16 protein-coding genes are annotated in these 18,554 nt (G+C 69.1%); 3 read left to right on the top strand and 13 right to left on the bottom strand.

All coding sequences use genetic code 11. The features are described from left to right. Window positions 1–102: 102 nt before the first annotated feature. Entirely contained in the window at window positions 103–1,842 is a 1,740-nt protein-coding gene (locus HUW62_RS23140) for a hypothetical protein (protein WP_176435645.1), read from the top strand. Here HUW62_RS23140 and HUW62_RS23135 read toward each other — a convergent pair whose 3' ends face one another. The 3 genes from HUW62_RS23135 to HUW62_RS23125 form a co-directional block, all read right to left on the bottom strand. Then, a complete protein-coding gene (locus tag HUW62_RS23135; RefSeq protein ID WP_176435652.1) occupies window positions 1,843–3,627 on the bottom strand; it encodes a DUF885 family protein in 1,785 nt (594 codons plus the stop codon). Between the two features lie 38 nt (window positions 3,628–3,665). Beyond that, window positions 3,666–6,617: a DEAD/DEAH box helicase gene (locus tag HUW62_RS23130; protein WP_176435644.1), complete on the bottom strand. Its 2,952-nt coding sequence runs from the start codon at window positions 6,615–6,617 to the stop codon at window positions 3,666–3,668. A gap of 67 nt (window positions 6,618–6,684) precedes the next feature. Beyond that, entirely contained in the window at window positions 6,685–8,718 is a 2,034-nt protein-coding gene (locus tag HUW62_RS23125; RefSeq protein ID WP_176435643.1) for a membrane dipeptidase, read from the bottom strand. 266 nt (window positions 8,719–8,984) lie between these two features. Here HUW62_RS23125 and HUW62_RS23120 point away from each other — a divergent pair, with 266 nt between their 5' ends. Together HUW62_RS23120 and HUW62_RS23115 are read left to right on the top strand one after the other, a co-directional pair. Next, window positions 8,985–9,362, top strand: a complete 378-nt coding sequence (locus tag HUW62_RS23120) for a hypothetical protein (protein ID WP_163865720.1) — start codon at window positions 8,985–8,987, stop codon at window positions 9,360–9,362. Window positions 9,363–9,466: 104 nt separating this feature from the next. Then, window positions 9,467–10,912, top strand: a complete 1,446-nt coding sequence (locus HUW62_RS23115; protein ID WP_176435642.1) for an amidase — start codon at window positions 9,467–9,469, stop codon at window positions 10,910–10,912. Between the two features lie 38 nt (window positions 10,913–10,950). Here HUW62_RS23115 and HUW62_RS23110 read toward each other — a convergent pair whose 3' ends face one another. From HUW62_RS23110 to HUW62_RS23065, 10 genes are all read right to left on the bottom strand, one after another. Continuing rightward, window positions 10,951–11,406, bottom strand: coding sequence for a hypothetical protein (locus HUW62_RS23110; RefSeq protein WP_176435641.1), 456 nt, complete (start codon window positions 11,404–11,406; stop codon window positions 10,951–10,953). Between the two features lie 5 nt (window positions 11,407–11,411). After that, on the bottom strand, window positions 11,412–11,813 hold the full coding sequence (locus tag HUW62_RS23105) for a hypothetical protein (RefSeq protein ID WP_240356362.1): 402 nt from the start codon (window positions 11,811–11,813) through the stop codon (window positions 11,412–11,414). A gap of 60 nt (window positions 11,814–11,873) precedes the next feature. Continuing rightward, on the bottom strand, window positions 11,874–12,152 hold the full coding sequence (locus tag HUW62_RS23100) for a hypothetical protein (protein WP_176435639.1): 279 nt from the start codon (window positions 12,150–12,152) through the stop codon (window positions 11,874–11,876). 186 nt (window positions 12,153–12,338) lie between these two features. Further along, window positions 12,339–12,860: a hypothetical protein gene (locus HUW62_RS23095; protein WP_176435638.1), complete on the bottom strand. Its 522-nt coding sequence runs from the start codon at window positions 12,858–12,860 to the stop codon at window positions 12,339–12,341. Between the two features lie 13 nt (window positions 12,861–12,873). Further along, entirely contained in the window at window positions 12,874–13,308 is a 435-nt protein-coding gene (locus HUW62_RS23090) for a thioesterase family protein (RefSeq protein ID WP_176435637.1), read from the bottom strand. A 19-nt stretch (window positions 13,309–13,327) separates the two neighbouring features. Next, window positions 13,328–14,641, bottom strand: coding sequence for a hydroxyacid-oxoacid transhydrogenase (locus HUW62_RS23085; protein WP_176435636.1), 1,314 nt, complete (start codon window positions 14,639–14,641; stop codon window positions 13,328–13,330). Between the two features lie 79 nt (window positions 14,642–14,720). Then, the gene (locus tag HUW62_RS23080) at window positions 14,721–15,695 is read right to left on the bottom strand and encodes a serine hydrolase (protein WP_255203592.1); all 975 of its coding nucleotides are present in this window, start codon (window positions 15,693–15,695) and stop codon (window positions 14,721–14,723) included. Continuing rightward, window positions 15,692–15,853: a choice-of-anchor Q domain-containing protein gene (locus tag HUW62_RS23075; protein WP_275902376.1), complete on the bottom strand. Its 162-nt coding sequence runs from the start codon at window positions 15,851–15,853 to the stop codon at window positions 15,692–15,694. The genes HUW62_RS23080 and HUW62_RS23075 overlap by 4 nt, the downstream gene beginning before the upstream one ends. Window positions 15,854–16,014: 161 nt before the next feature. Next, window positions 16,015–17,202, bottom strand: coding sequence for a M20/M25/M40 family metallo-hydrolase (locus tag HUW62_RS23070; RefSeq protein ID WP_163865729.1), 1,188 nt, complete (start codon window positions 17,200–17,202; stop codon window positions 16,015–16,017). 271 nt (window positions 17,203–17,473) lie between these two features. Continuing rightward, the coding region (locus HUW62_RS23065; protein WP_176435634.1) for a mechanosensitive ion channel family protein at window positions 17,474–18,554 on the bottom strand (1,081 nt) is incomplete at its 5' end.

Below are 18,554 nucleotides of genomic sequence, written 5' to 3'. Positions count from 1 at the left end.
TCGCGCGGGAAGAGACCGGGCCTCTGTGAAACCGTGCACTGTCACATCCCTTGAGGTCGGTTACGGATGACGGCGTCGTGATGTCCGTGGTTAAGAAAAAGGATGCGCTTCTCCTTCTTCGCGACGCCCATCACCCTGAAGAAGCTCAACAGCCCCGAACTGTCGAAGGTCCTCCTCGCTGGAGGATTCAACGGCTACTGGAACTTCGGGGACATCCTCATGCTCCAAGGCGTCGTGCGCTGGCACCGCGCGCGCATGGAGTCGTCGGTCGTCGCCTCCTTGCATGAGCTGAGCAGGGTGGCGGACCCGCAGGCCCTGCGACAGCTCCCCGGCGTGCTCGGGACGGAGGACTTCGTCTTCTTCTCGTCCGCGCCCGAGGAGGAGGCGGACCGCACGGCGAGGGAGCTGGGACTGGAGCCCGTGTCCCCTCTCCAGCTCCAGGGCCCCGCCCACCTGCATGTCTATGGCGGCGGATACTTCAATGCCCGCTGGGGGGACTCGATGCTGGGGCTCATCGAGACCGTCCTGCGCACCTGGCTCCCGGTCCACTACGTCCTGTCCGGGCTCCAGGTGGGCCCCGAGTTCGCCGGCCGCGTCGCGGCGCATGCGCGGCAGTGGCAGCCCGCGCTCATCGGGTGTCGGGACCCGGACTCCACCGAGGCCCTGGTGGCCTGTGGGATTCAGGCGCGGCTCTCTGGTGACGACGCGCTGGAGGAGCTGGAGCGCGCGACGGAGGAGGCCGCGCTCGCGGGTCCCCTGTCCCCCGTCCCCGGCCGCTTCGCGCTGCACATGAACCTCTCCACGTACGTCTACACCAACGTGGGCGAGGCCCCGGAGGTGCAGCCCACGCCCAGCACGCGGATGAACGAGCAGCTCCAGGCCTTGCGCGCGCGGTTCGGAGAGAGCGCCTCGCCCGTCGTCCTCAACGCGTACATCGACGAGCGGCCCGTGGTGGAGGACAGCGTCGCGGCCATGCGCAAGACGGCCTTCCCTGAGCACTTCCCGCTCGCGGACGTCATCGACCTGGTCGGCCTGCTCTTCCAGGGGCGGCTGTCCCAGGCCGTCGAGAAGATTCGCCAGAGCGAGGTGCTGGTGGCCTCGTCCTACCACGTGACGCTGTTGGGCAAGGTCGCGGGCGTGCCCACCCATCTGTTCGCCTTCAATGACTACTACCGGCAGAAGAAGGCGGGCCTCGCCGAGACGGAGGGCTCGTTGGAGGAGTTCCTCGCGAGTGACTGGAGCCAGTCCCTGGCGCGAGGCACGGGGTACATCGAGGGTCAGCGGGCGCTGCGCCGCGCGTGGCTGGAGCAACTGGCCCTCAGCCTGGAGCAGCCGCCCCAGGACATGAGCTGGGTGGCTCGTGCATCCCTGTGGATGGAGGACCTCCGCCAGGAGCTGCGGCAGGCGCATCACCAGTGGAGCGAGGACGCCCGGACGGCCCAGGCCACGGCCCAGGACGCCGAGGCACGTCACCACGCGCTGCTCGCGGACAACGAGGCCACGCAGGCGCGGCTGCGCGAGCTGGAGTCACAGCGCACGCAGTGGGAAGCGGAGCAGCTGGAGCTGACCACCCTGCGCGAGCGGCTCGCCGTGCGCGACGAGGAGCGGGCGGAGCTGTTCACCCTGAAGGAGCAGCTCGCCGCGCGGGAGCAGGAGCTGCGCGCCTTCGCGGAGCGGGAGGAGGAGCTGCGGGCCAGCTACGAGGCCCTGCTCACCACCGAGCCTCCCCTTCGCCACCGGCTGGTGGACGACCTGAATGACCGCCTCATCAAGGCCGGTGGCCCGCGCGCCCACCGAGCCATCAAACAACTGATGCGGGCCACCGTGAAGTTCGGCAAGTAGCTACGGCGCCGGTGCGTGGGACGAAGCCCCCTTCTTGCCGGCGGGCTGCTGTCCCGCCACCCACGCGTCGACCTTGCGCTCCAGGACGTCCAGCGGAAGCGAGCCCCCGAGCAGCACCACGTCGTGGAACTCGCGCACGTCGAAGCGCGAGCCCAGCGCCTGCTCGGCGCGCGTGCGCAGCTCCTGAATCTTGAGCTGCCCCACCTTGTACGCGAGCGCCTGTCCGGGCCAGGCGATGTAGCGGTCCACCTCGTTGGTGATGTCCAACGCCTGGCGGGGCGCGTTCTCCATGAAGTAGTCGAGCGCCTGCTGGCGCGTCCACTTCTTCGCGTGCATGCCCGTGTCCACGACGAGGCGGACGGCGCGCCACATGTCGTACGAGAGCTGGCCGAACTTGTCGTACGGGTCCGCGTAGAGGCCCAGCTCGTCGCCCAGCGTCTCGCAGTACAGCGCCCAGCCCTCGCCGTAGGACACGTAGTAGCCGTAGCGACGGAACTCCGGCAGCCCCGTCTGCTCGGTGGCCAGGGCCGTCTGGAAGTGATGTCCGGGAACGGCCTCGTGCAGCGTGAGGGGCACCATCTCCCAGAGCGGGCGCGTCTCCGGACGGTAGAGGTTCACGAGGTACGTGCCGGGGCGCGAGCCGTCCGAGGCCGCCGGATAGTAGAAGCCCGTCGTCACGTCGGGCGCCATCGCCTCGGGCGTCGGCTCCACCGCGTAGGGCTGGCGCGGCAGCGTCTTGAACAGGCGCACCAGCCGCGGGTCGATTTGCTTGGCCAGCGCCCGGTAGCGCATCAGCAGCTCGTCGCCGGTACGGGCGTAGAAGCGCGGGTCCGTGCGCAGGAACTGGAAGAACTCCGCGAGCGAGCCCTGGAAGCCCGTCCGCTTCATGATGGCCTCCATCTCCCCGCGGATGCGCTTCACCTCCGCCAGCCCCTGGGCGTGGATCTGCTCCGGCGTCATCGAGGTGGTCGTGTACTTGCGCGCGAAGAAGCCATACATCTCCGCGCCGTCCTGCAACCGCCAGATGCCCACGTCCTCGGGCGCGGCCGGGATGTATTCGGCGGTGAGGAACTGGTGGAAGCGCCGCAGCGCGGGCACCACGCCCTCACGCACGGCCTTCTGGCCCGCCTCCGCGAGGCGCTGCTGCTCGGCGGCGGGGAGCTTCTTCGGGAAGCGCAGGAAGGGGCTGTAGAAGCCGCTCTTCGTCGGGTCCTCCACCAACTGCCGCTGAATCTGGGGCGGGATGCGCTCGAGGATGACGCGCGGGTGCACCTTCTTCTGGCGCAGGCCCTCGCGCATCAGCGCCACCACCTGGTCCACATAGGTGCCGAAGCCCTGGAGCCGGACGAGCCAGTCCTCGTAGTCCTTCACCGTCTCGAAGCGCAGCGTGTCCGCGAGCTGGTAGGCCGTCTGCACGCCGGGCGGCTGCTTGATTCCCTCCGGCATGCTCCCCATCTGATTCACGGGCAGCAGGTACCAGCCGAAGCGGTGCTCCTCCACCCACGTCTCGTGGTCCTTGCGGAACAGGTCCAGGTTGAGCTGGTCCTCGGCGGACAGCTTCGCGCGCTCCACCTTCTTCAACTTCTCCAGCACCTGGCGCGAGTGCTGATGGTCCGCCTGGATGGCCGCGAGGCTCAGGTCATCCCAGCGCTCGTTCCAGCGACGGTCCCCCTGCACCGACGCGTACGTCGGGCTGTGCTCGAGCTGGTACTGCCAATCCTGCTCGATGAGGGAGCGCAGCAGGGTGGCCGCGTCCGACTTCTTCGCCTCGGCGTCCAGGGACATCATCAGGAGAACCCCCACGGTGGTCAGTCGAAGCCAGTTCACGAGAACAACTCCAGCAGGTCTTCACGGGTGATGGCCGCGGCGCCGGCCGCCTCACTCAAGGCGGCCTCCATCAGCGCGCGCTTCTTGTCCTGGAGCCCGAGGATGCGCTCCTCGACGGTGCCCTGGGACACCAGGCGGTAGACGTTGACCGGCCGTTCCTGACCGATGCGGTGCGCGCGGTCCGCCGCCTGCGCCTCCACGGCCGGGTTCCACCACGGGTCCACCAGGAAGACGTGGTCCGCCGCCGTGAGGTTCAACCCCGTGCCGCCCGCCTTCAGCGACATGAGCAACACCGGCGGCCCGTCCTCGGACTGGAAGCGGGACGTGACATCGCCGCGATTCACGGTGGTGCCGTCCAGCCGGTCGAACCCGATGCCCGCCTGCTTCAGCGCCGGCTCGATGAGGTCCAAGAGCGACGTCCACTGGGAGAACACGAGCGCCTTGTGGCCCTCCGACACCGCGGTGTCGAGCGCGTCCACCAGCGTCTCCACCTTCGACGAGGTCGTCGCCTTCTGCCCGGGGACGAGCGCGGGGTGACACGCCGCCTGCCGCAGCCGAAGGAGCGCCTCCAGCGCCTTGAGCACGCTGCCCCCTTCGTTGAGCAGGGCGACCACCTCCTTGCGCGTCGCGGCCATGACGGAGTCGTAGATGGAGCGCTCGCGCTCATCCAGCGACACGTGCATCACCGACTCGATGCGCGGGGGCAGCTCCGGCGCCACGTCCCGCTTGAGCCTGCGCAGCACGAAGGGGCGGATGCGGCGACGCAGGTCCGCGGAGGCCGCCGCGCTGCCCTCGGAGATGGGGCGCGACACCTTCTCCTCGAACTGCCGCCGGCCCCCGAGCAGGCCCGGGTTGGTGAAGTGCATCAAGCTCCACAGCTCGTCCAGCCGGTTCTCCAGCGGCGTACCGCTGAGCGCCAGGCGGAAGTTGGACTTGAGGCCGAACGCGGAGCGCGCCACCTGGCTGTCCGGGTTCTTGATGGCCTGTGCCTCGTCCAGCACCAGGGCCGCCCACTCCTTGGACCCCAGTGCCGCCGCGTCCAGGCGCAGAATCGAGTACGTGGTGAGCGTCACGTCGGCCGCCGGGTCCAGCTCGCGGCCGGGGCCGTGGTAGACGCAGACGCTCAACGACGGACGGAAGCGCTTGAGCTCCGCCACCCAGTTGGGCAGCACGCTGGTGGGGCAGACGACGAGCGAGCGCGGCCCCAGGACGCAGATGGTCTGCAGCGTCTTTCCCAGGCCCATGTCGTCCGCGAGGATGCCGCCCAGCCCCGCGCTCTTGAGGAAGCCCAGCCAGCTCACACCCGTCTGCTGGTAGTGGCGCAGCGACGCGTTGAGGTCCTCGGGCAACACGGGCGGCGGCAGCTTCTCGAAGCCCTCGACGAGCGGCGCGAGCTTGTCCAGGCCCGGCGGAGGCGGCTGCTCCAGCGTCTCGCACAGCGTGGAGAGCTGCGGCAGCGCGTGGTTGGCGACACGTCCGTCAGACTGGCGCGCGGCGAGCAGGTCCGCGACGCGCTGACCATGCTTGTCCAGCCACGCGCGCGGCAGGGGCGCCCAGCCTCCTCCCACCAGCGGCACCAGCCCCAGCCCTTCCTGCCACGCCCGGACCACCGCCGCGGCGTCCACCGAGCGAGCCTCGCCGCCCTTGCCCCCCTCCACCTGGAACTCGAGCGTGAAGCGCACCTCGGGAATGCCCACCCCGCCCGCGGACTCCACGGTGAGAGACGGGCGCAGCTTCACGTCGGGGCTCACCACCGACGCGCCGTCACCGGCCAGGTCTCCGCCCCACCGCCGCAGCCGGTCCGCCCAGCGCACCATCTCCGGCCCCTGCACCGTCACCCGCCGGCCGGGCACCAGGTTCAGCTCCTCGCGCAAGTCATGGATGAGCCGCTGCTCCACCGCCTCGTCGCGCAGCGGCACCGCGCCGCGCAGGTACACCATCTTCCCGTTGTCGATTCGCACCGTCGGCGGCGCGCCGTAGACGAGCGTGGGCAGCACGGACAGGCCGGACTCGAGCTGGTTCAGCTCCAGGAGGATGCGCGGCTTGAGCTCGCGGTCGATGGACGGCACGCGCTTCGTGCGCACGTCCACCGGCATCCGGCGGCCCAGCTCCGGCAGCACCTTCGACGTCAGCTCGCCGAGATTCTCCGCGCTGTACGTGCGGACGATGGGGAGATTCTGGAGCCACGGCCCCGTCATGCCCGTCTCCCCCATCCGGGCCAGCGCGTCTCCCACGCGGGCGACGCCAGGGCTCACGACTTCGGACACGCGCGCGTCGCGAGCCACCGTCACCACGAGCTGCCCGCCGCGCTCCTCGACGAGCGCCCGGGGCACCACCACCTCGTCGGGGATGGCGACGGGGCGACCGTCCAACAGGACGTTGCGCGCCTGCACCAGCACCTTGAGGAGCGCGTCGAGCGTCTCCGGGTTGAGCGTGCCGCGCGTGCGCCGCTGCTCCAGGATGCGGTCGGCGAGCAGGTCCGCCTGCTCCACCTGGAGCTTCGCGGCCTGCGCGGGCTTGGCGATATACGACGCGAGGCTGCCGTCCAGCGCCTCTTCCTTGCCGTCCGCGTGGGCCAGCGTGCGCTTGAGCTGGAGGCCGTCCCCCGTGCGCGTGAAGTGATACACGATGCGAGACCAGCGGGTCGCCGCCGTCTCCATGGGCGCGTCCGCCCGCTCCGCCTGCTGGAGCGAGATGGCCGCCGCGACGACGTGCTCACACGGGTCCACGAGGCTGGGGCAGTCACACTCCCAGGCGTCGTCGGCGGGATAGAGGGCCACCGTGAAGGGGACCGGGCGCCCCGCCGAGCGGACCCTCAGCTCCAACTCGCTGTCCGTCTTCGACTGGAGGACCACGGCCCCGTCACGGGCGAGCCCCACCCCCTTGGACCAGAGACCGGGGCGGGCTTCCTTCCGAACGGCTTCGAGCAGTTGGGCGAATGCGGACATGGGAGTCTCGACTCCCTACGCCCCCGGGGTGCGCCGCGCAACGGCGATGCGCACCCCGGCTCCCGGCTCAGTTACAGGTCAGCGTCCAACGGCAGCTATTAGACAGGCATTCCTTGCCATACAGGCAGGTCGCCCCCTTGGCCTTCTTCGGCTGGCACTTGCCGGTGTTGAGCCCCCAACCGCAGTACTGGGAGCTCGAGCAATCGGCCTCCTCGTCGCAGATGCAGGTGCCCGCGATGTTGCACCCGGACGCGGTGCACGCGTCGCTGATGCACTCCTCCTTGAAGCGGCAGGACTCGCCCACCGCCTTGGAGTCCGGCGCGTAGTGCTCACCGCACAGCACCGGGTACGCGGCCTCGCGCGTGCCCTTGTCCACGTAGGTGGCCACGCCCGTGGTGTCGATATCCGCCGCCGCGTCCGCCATGCCCGTGCGCGGATTGGACGCGCGCTCCCACACCTTGAGGAAGGTCTCCGCGGAGCCCGTCAGGCCCGTGGTGTTCGCGCCCACGCGGCCCAGGTCCTTCAGCAAGTCGGGCAGGTAGCCCACGTGCGCGAGGCCGAACTCGTCGAAGCCCGTGCCCAGGCGCGCGGGCCCGGAGACGTTCTGCTGGCGCAGGTGCGCATCCGCTTCCGCCTGGAACGTCGCCGAGCACGCGCCATTGTTGCCGAAGCGCGGACGCGTCTGCTGGATGAACCCGTTGAGGTCCGCGCCCAGGGCCATGGGGACCTTGAGGCCCTGGCGACCGAACTCGACGGCCTGGGCCAGCGAGCGCGTGGAGCCGTGGCAGTTGTTGGCGACACCGGAGCGGGTGTACGCGCGCGTCTCGTCATGCGCGGTGCGCAGGCCGAAGATGCCACCCGTCTGGCGCAGGTAGCGCACCACCCACGCGGGCGTCGTCTTCTCGTCGTTGGCGAGCTTCGGGTTCATCACCTCGCGGAAGTGGCCGTGCGAGATGACCAGCGGGTAGTAGGTGTTCGTCTGGGCGACGGCGAAGGCGTCCTGGAGGCCCTTCTCCGACAGGTGGGCCACGTCGATGAGCATGCCCTTGCCCATCATCGTCTGGAGCAGGGCCTTGCCGTCGGCGGTGAGGCCCTTGGTGTTGCGGCAGTTGCCGGCCGCGTCGCGGTACACGTCGAAGCCCAGCGTCATGGTGTCCGTCGTCACGCCGCAGTCGGTGTCGATGTGGCAGTTCTCCGTGAACTGCGCGGCCTGGAAGATGGGGTTGTGCAGCGCCGCGCCGCCGAAGCGGTTGTCCAACTGGTGCACCGGCTGGAGCGAGCGGACGCCCAGGGCGTGGAAGCGGTCCAGCTCCGTGCGCCAGTCCTTGGTGCCGAACAGCTTGCTCGTCTCGATGGAGAGGACAATGGCCAGCTTGCCCGCGGCGATGATGTTGCGCGCGTGCGACGGCGTCAGGGCAATCTCCGCCCAGTCGGTGCGCGCGTCGAAGGCTCGCGCCATCTGGAGCTGCAGCTCCACGTCCGCCATCTCGTCACAGGGCCGGGAGATGTTCTGGTACGGCAGCGCCTTGCAGAGGAACTCGTTACTGACCAGCGACACCATGACCAGGGACATGCCGCCCTGGTGCGCCTGCCGCAGCCACCCTTCCCACGCCTGCTGATGCGCGATGGTGTCCCAGCGCGGCCACTGGGTGTTGACCGACATGCGTCCCAGGTGGATGCCCGTGTCGCCCTCGGTGCCCTCGATTTTGCCGATGAACTCCGAGCCCACCGCGCCGCCGATGCCGAAGAGCGCCGCGAGCAGCGGGTTGCCGCTCAGGTCCACGCCGGGGCACAGGTTGAGCAGGTTGCTCAGGTCCATGCGCACCCGCGCGTGGTCGCTCTCCGGCAGACCGCCGTCACAGCTCGTCAGCGAGCCGGTGTGGCTGCCATGGAACCACCCGCCGCCGAACGCCTCCTCCGCGAACATGTGGTGGTGCAGCTCCGCGAAGCCCGGCGCGGCCAGGGGCTGTGACTGGACCTCGGGGGCGGGCGCGACAGGGGCCTCACCCTCCTGCACGGGGCCACACGCGAGCCCGAGACAGAGGGTGAGAGGAAGGAGGGCCAGGGATGCCTGGCGCCGACGATGCTGGGACATGAACATGGAGGAGATTCCTTCTGAATGTGCGCGGACGGACGGCTCCGTCTTCGCCAGGGGGGAGGATACTCCCCGCACGACGGGCATATCGAGCAATCCCCGCCCACCGTGACACAGCGTTTTCAGAGGACGCCGCTGTGCGTCACGAGAAAGCCGCCGGCCTGGAAGCGACGGGCTCGCACCCGCGATGCCAGAGCCATCCTGATACGATTGTCCGTGCTCACGGCGTCCCGCACTGGCGCGAGGACGACTGGAGCCTCGATGGAGCCGTCATGTCCCTGCGCCGTGTCCTTCCGTGGAGCCTCGCCCTCTTCTTGTCGTTCACCACGGCCGTCTCCGCCGAGCCGGCCGCCAGCGAAGCCGCTCCGATGGAGTCCAGCGAGGAGCTCCGCGCGGAGACGAGCGAGCCACAAGACGCGGCCAGCCTCGTCTGTGTCGCGGTCCGGTGCTCGACGGTGAGCGAGTGCTGGGCCGCGTGCCCCGGCGCGAGCAGCGTGAGCTGCGTCGCCAATGGGTGTCGCTACACCCTGCCTGGCGGAGGTGGCGGTGGTGGGGGTCCGACGTGCCCGTTGACGCGGTGCAGCGACGACTCCGACTGCGTGTGCAAGGGGCAACAGGGCTACTGCGAAACCCGCGCCTGCCGGTACTGAAGTCAGGGGGTTCCTTGGGCCGTCATCGCGGCGGCCCGAGGCCTGGCTGTATCCTCGCGCCGCACCAGGGACGCAAACCGCCGTCCGGTGCGCCACGAGGGCTTATGCACCTGGACGAGTACACGCGATACGACGGGATGGGGCTGGCGGAGCTGGTGCGTCGCAAGGAAGTGACTCCGGCGGAGCTGACGCAAGCGGCGCTCGACGCCATCGCCCGCGTCAATCCGAAGCTGAACGCGGTCATCGATGTCCGGGAAGCGGACGCGAAGAACGCCGTGCAGCAGGGGCTTCCGCAGGGGCCCTTCACGGGCGTGCCGTTCCTCATCAAGGACCTGGCGCTGCACGCGGCGGGCGTCCCGACGGACCTGGGGAGCCGGCTGACGAAAGGCCTGATGCTGCCGTTCGACAGCTTCCTGATGGAGCGCTTCCGTCGCACGGGCGTGGTGTTGCTGGGACGGACGAACACGCCGGAGTTCGGCAACAACGCGACGACGGAGCCGGTGCTGCATGGGCCCACGCGCAACCCTTGGGACCTGGGACGCAGCCCTGGCGGCTCCAGTGGAGGCTCGGCGGCGGCGGTGGCGGCGGGCATCGTTCCGGTGGCCCATGGCAATGACGGCGGCGGCTCGCTGCGCATTCCCGCGGCGCTCTGCGGCGTCTTTGGTCTGAAGCCCACGCGCGGACGCAACTCCATTGGGCCCAACTCGGGAGAAGCCATCAACGGCCTGGGTATCGAGCATGTGGTGACGCGCTCGGTCCGCGACAGCGCGGCCATGCTGGATGCCACGCAAGGGCCCGCGGTAGGCGACCCGCACTACGCGCCGCCGCCGGAGCGGCCCTACCTGGAGGAGGTCCGACGGGGGCCGGGGAAGCTGCGCATCGCCATCTCGAGGAAGGCGGCCTCCGGCGTGCCCGTGAGTCCCGACAGTGTCGCGGCGGTGGAAGACGTGGCGAAGCTGTGCGCCTCGCTGGGGCACGACATCGTCGAGGCGGAGCCCGTCTATGACAACGAGGCCCTGCTGGAGGCCCTGGTGACGGTCTGGTCCTCCTCCAACGCATTCCTGGTGCAGATGCTGAGCACGGCCTTGGGGCGCACCGTGGGCCCGGACACGCTGGAAGCCTCGACGTGGGCGGCGGTGGAGCATGGCCGCGCGCTGAAGGCGACGGACCTCCAGGCGGCGTTCGCGGTGTTCAATCAGGTGAGCCGCGCGGTGGGCGCGTTCCACGCGAACCATGACCTGCTGCTGACGCCGACGACGGCGGGGCCGCCCTACCTGCTCGGGGAGATGGACTCCAACAAGCCCAGGAGCGCGGGCGAGTGGTACCGGTTCGTGTTCTCCCTGATTCCCTTCACCGCGCTCTACAACGTGACGGGACAGCCGGCGATGTCCGTGCCGTTGCACTGGAACGCGCAGGACCTGCCCATCGGCGTCCAGTTCGTGAGCCGCTTCGCGGACGAGGCCACCTTGTTCCGGCTCGCCGGACAGCTCGAGGAGGCGCGCCCGTGGTCCGTGCGCCGGCCTCCGGTGCACGCGGCGCGCGACGTCTGACCCATCGCTGAGCGCTGAGCCTCCTGCCGGAGAGAGGCTCAGCGCGGCAGCGGCAGGTATCGACCGAGCCCATCCATGACCAGGCTCTCGATACGCAGCACCGTGCGCTTCGGACCGACCTCCAGCCTGTCGAACTTCGTGAGGATGGAGAGGAGCGGCTTCTCCCGCCTTCGCTCTCGAATCTCCGACCAGGGAATGAACAAGGGCGGATGGAAGGGAGTGCGGACGGGAATCATCGAGACGTAGAGGCCGTCCTCGTCCGCGCCCACGGTGAGCGAGTTCTTGTAATAGACCCAGCCCATCTTCCCCGTGACGCCGCCGATGGCGCCGCGCGGCATGGGCTCATCCGTGCGGAACCTCCGCGCGAGCCAGAACCAGCCTCCTGTCATTGACGCGTTGAGCGCCGTGGCCAGCAGGCCCACCGCTATCAGGGGAATGGCCAGCCAGAATGGAATGGAGGTCGCGGCCAGCAGGAACAGGGATTGAGCCTCCATCGAAGTCACTCCATCGGACGAGGCGCACGCGCCCAGAGCACATCCCAGATGGACGCGGGGGAAGAAAATCCAGGCAATATCAGCCGGACCAGCACCTCGGTGGCAGCCACCTGGGCGCCCTGACTCCGTGCCTCCGCGAACAAGCTCCGGAGCAGTGCGGGGCCATCCACATACACCGCGGACAAGAGCCCGGACTCCCCCACTGGAGCCGGAGGCGAGACCTCCGGGTCCCGAGGTTTCAAGCCCCAGACCTTGAGCACATCGCTGTACAGCTCATCCAGGTCATACAGCGGCACGTGAAGGCCCAGCGCGCCGCATGGGCAATCCCAGCCAAAGCTCCGGGCCAGCATCCCACCCGACTTCAGCATCCGGCCCCGCGCGGCCTCGCCACAGAGCCCACACTTCACGGGCCCCACTTCGCCTGTCAATTCGGACCTGGCGTCAAAGGTGATATCGAGCGTTTCCATTCAGTTCACGGGGGGCATGTAGAAGTCGAGTGACTCCGTCACGGAGGCCCGGAGTTGAATCCGGGTGGAGTGCTCCCCGGCCCGAAAGCGGTCGCTCTTCATGAAGAAGAACGACGTGATTTCCCTGTCATGAATCTCCGACCAGGGGATCCTCAGTGGCGGATGAAAGAGTCGGAAGATGAGATTCGGCACCAGGTAGAGCCCTTGCTCATCGCCCCCCACGGCCAGACAGTTCTTGTAGTCGACCCAGCCGATCTTCCCCGAGGTGAAGTTTCGCATGTAGCTCGGGGCAGGCCCGTCCGCACGGAACTGCCTCGCGAGGCCATGCCAACCACTCACCCACGAAGCCACGCGCATGGCTGACGCGCCTGCCACGACAAGCAGGAGCGTGGCTCCCCAAGGGTGCGTCTTGACCAGGAGGTCGAGGAAAGGTGAGTGCATGGCATCGGTCCTAAGTCGCCAGGGTCACCCCTGAAAGCTCCTCGCGCAGCCGAAACAGCGGAGCACACGCTGCGCCTGAACCGCCCCGGGCGTCAAAGCCGAGGTCGAGCACATCTGACAATGCGTCGGAGGAAGATATGCGCTGTAGGCCTCCAACACGGAGGCCTGGAGCTTCACCCGAATGCGCTGTGGCCCCACGCGAAAGGTGTCCAGCTTCATGAAGAAGGGACCCCTCCCGCGATTCCTTTCATGAAGCTCCGACCAGGGGATGCGCAGCGGAGCACGCGAGCCCCCGAGCAGGAGCGCCGGCGCCAGGTAGAGGCCCCGCTCGTCACCTCCCACGTCGAGGACCTGGCTGGCCCCCATCGAACCCACCTGCCCCCATGCCTCGGTCTGCATCGAGTCCGGCCGGGTGCCCTCGGCCAGGTAGTGACGTTCCAGGGCCGACCAGCCGTCGCGGAAGCGAAGGACCAACGACACGAGCACGCACACCATGGCGAATCCGGCCACGAGCGCGGGGACCATCTCTGGAGGAAGGGCGGGCATGATGGAGAACTCCTCAAGTCGCCAGGGTCAGCCGCGAAAGCGCCTCGCGCAGTCGCTCGGGAATCGCCGTGGACTTGCGCGTCTGGCGGTCGACGAAGACGTGCACGAAGTGCCCGTGGGCCGCCGCTTCCGTCTCCCCCTCCTTGAAGATGCCAATCCCATACGTCACCGAGCGCGTGCCCAGCTTGTCCACGCGCAGCCCCGCCCGCAGCGCATCCGGATAGGCGAGCGGAGCGCGGTAGTGACACTTCGACTCCACTACGAGCCCGATGACGGAGCTGCCGTGGATGTCCAACCCGCCCTCCTGGATGAGGAAGTGGTTCGCCACCGTGTCGAAGTAGCTGTAGTACGTGACGTTGTTGATGTGGCCGTAGACGTCGTTGTCCATCCACCGCGTGGTGATGGGCAGGAAGTAGCGATAGCGCTCGGCGGTCTCGACCTCACTCACGGCTTCACCCTCCCCACGGCTACCAGTACCCCAGCGCCTGCTGGAACAGCCCACCCAGCACGGGCCGGGTCATCTCTCGCGGAGCATTCTGCAAGAGCCGCTGCTGGGGGAAGGCCCCCTCCGTCAGCGCCGCCACGTCCGCCTCGGTGTATCCGACTCCGCCCAGGCCGTTCGGCATCCCCACCGCGCGCATGATGCGGATGAGCGTGTCCGCCAGCACCTCGCCCGCGTCCTTCGGCCCCGCGCCCCGAGCATCCGCGCCCAGCCACGTCGCGGCCTCCAGGTGACGCTCCGGGCTCTCCTCCGCCGTGTAGCGGAACACCGCCGGCGCATTCAGGATGACCGCCATTCCATGGGGCACGAGCGGCTCGTCCTGGGGATACCCCGTGGGCCTGAACTCGCGCACCAGCCCCGCCACCGCGTACGCCATGCCGTGGGGCGCATGCACTCCGGCGTTGCCGAACGCGATGCCCGCCAGCGTCGCCGCCCACATCAACTGCTCGCGCGCCTCGTGGTCCCCCGCGTCCTTCACGCCGCGCTCCAGATACAGCCCCATCAACCGCAGGGCCTCACGACACCCCAGGTCGCTCCACGGGTTGGCCCCCTGGCTCATCGGCCGAAGGCTGGGACGCGGAGGCGCGGGGCGCCGCACGTACGGCCGCGCCGTATAGGACTCCAGCGCATGGGAGAGCACGTCCAGCCCGCTGGCGGCCACCACCTCACCCGGCAGCGTCGCGGTGCAGTCCGGGTCCACCAGCGCCTCGGTGGGACGCAGCGCGTGCGAGGCGATGCCCGTCTTCGCACCCAACGAGAGCAGGTCGAAGATGGTGATGCCCGTCACCTCGCTGCCCGTCCCCGACGTCGTGGGGCAGGCGATGTGCGGCTTGAGCGGCCCCGGCACGGGACGCCCGTCGCCCACGGGGGCATTCACATAGGTCAGGAAGTCGGTGGGCCACGTCGCATAGAGGTTCGCCGCCTTGCACGTGTCGATGACGGAGCCGCCACCGAGAGACACGTAGCCATCCGGGCGCAGGTCCGCGGCGAACCGCACCGCCTCCAGGAAGGAGCGGTCCGTGGGCTCGACGCGACATTCCGTGAAGACACCGACGTCGAGTCCCGCCGCGACCAACGAGGCCCGCACCTTCTCGAAGTGCGGCAGCCGCGCCACGCACGCGTCCGAGAACAACGCCACGCGCTTCATGCCGAGCGCCCGGGCCCGCTCGCCCACCTCCTCCAGACACCCTCGCCCGAAGGTGACGCGCGACGCATCCATCGTGAAGGCGGAGTCACACCCCTCCCCCACCGACTGGTAGTGGCAGCAGCCAAAGCCCATGACAGTCCTCCCACGCCGGTTCCCGCCGCAATCTAGCGTGGGTGGGAGGAAGAACGGGCGACATCCGCCCCCACCGCGCTCAACAGTCGTAGTCCGGGGGCGTACCGCCATCCTCGACGAGCACGGGCGCGGGCCCACCCTGCTTCGCGAGCGACTCCCCACAGTCCAGCGAGGCCTCACCGGAGAGCGTGCGATACAGCACACACGACGCCCGCTCGACGAAGAACGCCTGACGCGGCCAGTCCGGACCGCGAGCCGCGAGGATGGCCACCGCGTAGTGCCCACCGTCCGGCAGCCGCACCAGCCCCACCTCGTTGAGTACGTTGTAGCGCGAGTCGTCCGAGCAGCACCCCGGAGGCAACCAGCCCCCCTTGTGCTTCATCGACGCGCGCGCCTTCGCCGGCAGGAGCGTCCCCAGCCAGCCGCCACAGCCCTCGCGAGGCGTCAGCTCCATCCACGCGAGCAGGCGCGAGGTGGGCTTGGGCTTCAGCAGCTCGCCGCCACTCAAGCGCTGGAGGAAGGTCACCGCGTCCGCCGCGCAGAGGTAGTTGTCATTCCCCATCGCCTGGGGCGAGTTCGTCGCGCGGCGCGGCTTGCCGTAGTTCCACTTCGTGAGCGCGGTGTTCTTCACGTCCAACGAGCGCAGGTAGTCGTTGATGGCGTCCGGCCCCCCCACCAGGTCGATGAGCGCCCCCGAGGCCTCGTTGTCGGAGGTGCGAAAGACCTTCTCCGCCAGTGGCGCCACCTTCGACTCCTCGGCCTTCTTCAAGGCCGCCGCCACCCAGAACACCTTCGCCGAGCTGGCGGAGATGTGCGGCACCGTGTCGGAGAAACCCGCGTACTCACCGGTGCGCAGGTCCTTCACCGCGATGGCCACGTCCGAGCCCAGCGCCAGCCGCGCGGCCTCCACCGCCAGGGAATCGACGACGGCCCGGAGGGGCTCGCGCTTGAGGCTTCCAGCGGCCGGAGCCGCCGCCAGGGCGCTGCCCAGCCACAGCCAGGACAGCCAGACGACTCCCACCCAGCCACTCGGCGCGAACCCCTTGTGCATCATCGTCCTCCAGGCAGTGCGGCCCCCGAGGTGGACGCCGCGCCCGCGACGAAGGCGCCCAGGTCATACGGGACGCCCAGCCGGGAGACTCCCTCGTAGTCGAAGGCCACCACGCCCGCCAGGGGCACCCCGACGTCCACGGCGGGTGACGTCGATGACAGGATGCACGCGGGTTCGGTGCGGCTGATTTCCGCCGAACAAGCCCTGGCGGCGGAGCGGACCGATTCGCCTCACACGTGCGACGACAGACAACGACGGCCCCCCGTTCCGCCGTGCCTCCAAGGCGAGCGGCACGACGGAACGGGGGCCTTGTGCTTCGAAGCTACTTGGCCAGCTCGGCCACGAAGGCCGCGGCGAGCTTGGAGAACTTGAGCGCGTGATTGGCCGTGCCACCGGACTTGGCGATGGTGTCACCCGTCGTGTGGATGTAGGGATTGCCCTGGCTGACGACCGCCTCATGCGGGATGGAGGCCGCGAAGCCCGCGTTCGTCCACGACGCGTGGTCCGAGCACGCATAGCCACACGTGGTGTTCACGTGGGAGATGGTCGTGCTGAAGTACGTGGCGATGAGGTTGCGCAGGAACGTGTTCTGCGCGGAGTTGGTGTAGTCGGTGACGATGCCCACGTCGGCCGACGTGCCCCGGTAGTTGGTCATGTCCAGTTGGAGCACGCCCACCACGTTGATGCCGTTGTTCTTGTGGTACGCGGCGATCTCCTTGGAGCCGCGCAGGCCGACTTCCTCGGCCGCGTAGCCCATGAACTTCACCGTGCGCTGGGGCCGGTAGTTGCAGGCCACCGCCGCCCGGATGACCTCCGTGAAGGAGGCGATGCCGGAGGCGTTGTCATCCGCGCCGGGCGCCGTGCTGCCGGAGGAGGTCGAGTCCAGGTGGCCACCCACCACGACGACTTCGTTGGGCAGCGTGGTGCCCCGGATGGTGAGGATGACGGAGGGCTGCGCCCAGGCGGCGTGCGTGAAGAGCTCCGTGGTGATGTCCGTGCGGCCGGAGGCCAGCGTCGCCCAGCGGCTGCGCAGCCAGTTCGCCGCGCTCACGCCCGTGGTCGACGTGTAGTAGCGCGTGGTGTACGCGGCCAGCGAGTTGATGGTGCTGCGGACGTTCGCCTCCGTCACCGCGTTGGCCATGCAGTTGACGGCGGCGGCGTTGTCGATGGTGTAGGTGATGAGCTCCTGCGAGGGCACCAGGGGCTCGGGGACCAGCGACTGCTCCGCCTCGTCACGGCTCTCGAACGTCACGAAGCCCGCACAGCGGTTGAACTGGTCGTGCATGATTTCGGCGATGCGCGACAGTTGCGACTCGCGCACCGGAATCACCACCACGTCCTCCTTCGACATCGAGGGCGCGGGGGCCTTCCAGCCTTCGCGCACGAAGGCCTCGGAGAGGGGGGCCAGGGCATCCGAGCCCAGCGAAATCCACAGCTCTTTGTCCTCGGCTTCGGCGAAGGCCGCGGTGGGGCTCAGCAATAACAGGGCAAACGGAATCAACCGCTTCATGGCAGCGCTCCTCGGTGGAATGGATGGTGCGTCGCGGATCACCGCGGGCGGCCGCATCTCGCGGCCTCCGCGTGTGGTCCCCAGGACGCGCGCAATGCCAGCCCGCGCGCATCGACGGAGACGGACCGGCACTTTCCGCTTTTCCAGTGAATCCCCGCAACTGATACCGCCCTCCGGGACGAGAAATAAGTGTCCACGGGGCAACAGCGTCAGTCTGTCCGGTTGCGTCACCCTCCTGAACCCACAGGAGCCCCTACCGGGGCGGCGGCCCTCAGCCCCCCGAATGCCCGGCCAGGGCGGCCAGGCCCGGGCGGACGGCGTCGGTGGCGGACTCACCCTCGGCGAGGCTCGCCTCGGTGCGCACCATGGGCAGGCCGTGAGGCTGGGCGCGAAGGAAGGCCATCAACTTCTCGCGCACCAGGCACCGCAAGTCGAAGGCCTTGCCGGAGTCCGCCGCGCTCACCAGCGCGCGCAGCTTCATGGTCCGCTCGGAGAGGTCCGTCACCTGCAGCCCCTGCACCTTGCCGTCCCAGAGGCCGTTGGACTCCTGCTCCAACACGCGCTTGAGCTCCGCGCGCACCGAGGGCACGTCGGTGCGGAAGTCCACGTACAGCTCCGCGGTGCCCAGGATTTCGGGCGACACCTTGCTCCAGTTCTGGAAGGGCTTCTCCAGGAAGTGGCCCATGGGAATCACCAGCCGGCGCAGGTCCCACACCTTGATGACGACGTAGGTGAGCGTGATTTCCTCCACCCACCCCCACTCGTTCTCCACGATGACGGTGTCGCCGATGCGGATGGGCTGGGTGATGGAGAGCTGGATGCCGGCGAGCAGCGTGGAGATGGACTTCTGCGCCGCGAGGCCGATGAAGAGGCCGGCGATGCCCGCGGAGGCCAGCAGCGACACGCCCACGTTGCGCACCGCCTCGAACTGGAGCAGCAGCAGCGACGCGACGATGAGCACCACCGCCACTTCAATCACGCGCCGCAGCACCGACAGCTGCGTGCGCAGCCCGCGCGCGCGGGCCACGTTGCCCCCCTTCTCCTCGCGCACCACCGTCTGCTCCACGAAGCCCGCGGCCAGCTTCACGAAGCGCAAGAGGAACCAGCCCACCGCGGCCAGTCCCACCGAGCGGGCCACCAGCTCCACGCCGAGCTTCGCCACCGGCGGCAGCTTCAGCGCCCACAGTCCGGAGGCCACCAGCACGACGAAGAGCAGGTAGCGCACCGGCCCTCGCGCGGACGCCGCGAGCTGGTCATCCCAGCCGGACTTCGTCATGGACGTGGCCCGGTCCACCAACCGCAGCACCAGCCACTCCACACCCCGCCCCAAGAGCCACGCCCCGGCCACCAGC

The sequence above is a fragment of the Myxococcus sp. AM011 genome (genome assembly GCF_013372595.1).
Classification (GTDB): Bacteria; Myxococcota; Myxococcia; order Myxococcales; family Myxococcaceae; genus Myxococcus; species Myxococcus eversor.
This window is presented reverse-complemented; position numbering and strand designations above follow the sequence as displayed.

Coding starts and splice junctions, on each gene's coding strand:
- HUW62_RS23140 (WP_176435645.1), top strand. CDS start 103: ATGCGCTTCTCCTTCTTCGCGACGCCCATCACCCTGAAGAAGCTCAAC.
- HUW62_RS23135 (WP_176435652.1), bottom strand. CDS start 3,627: ATGTCCCTGGACGCCGAGGCGAAGAAGTCGGACGCGGCCACCCTGCTG.
- HUW62_RS23130 (WP_176435644.1), bottom strand. CDS start 6,617: ATGTCCGCATTCGCCCAACTGCTCGAAGCCGTTCGGAAGGAAGCCCGC.
- HUW62_RS23125 (WP_176435643.1), bottom strand. CDS start 8,718: ATGTTCATGTCCCAGCATCGTCGGCGCCAGGCATCCCTGGCCCTCCTT.
- HUW62_RS23120 (WP_163865720.1), top strand. CDS start 8,985: ATGTCCCTGCGCCGTGTCCTTCCGTGGAGCCTCGCCCTCTTCTTGTCG.
- HUW62_RS23115 (WP_176435642.1), top strand. CDS start 9,467: ATGCACCTGGACGAGTACACGCGATACGACGGGATGGGGCTGGCGGAG.
- HUW62_RS23110 (WP_176435641.1), bottom strand. CDS start 11,406: ATGGAGGCTCAATCCCTGTTCCTGCTGGCCGCGACCTCCATTCCATTC.
- HUW62_RS23100 (WP_176435639.1), bottom strand. CDS start 12,152: ATGCGAAACTTCACCTCGGGGAAGATCGGCTGGGTCGACTACAAGAAC.
- HUW62_RS23095 (WP_176435638.1), bottom strand. CDS start 12,860: ATGCCCGCCCTTCCTCCAGAGATGGTCCCCGCGCTCGTGGCCGGATTC.
- HUW62_RS23085 (WP_176435636.1), bottom strand. CDS start 14,641: ATGGGCTTTGGCTGCTGCCACTACCAGTCGGTGGGGGAGGGGTGTGAC.
- HUW62_RS23080 (WP_255203592.1), bottom strand. CDS start 15,695: ATGATGCACAAGGGGTTCGCGCCGAGTGGCTGGGTGGGAGTCGTCTGG.
- HUW62_RS23070 (WP_163865729.1), bottom strand. CDS start 17,202: ATGAAGCGGTTGATTCCGTTTGCCCTGTTATTGCTGAGCCCCACCGCG.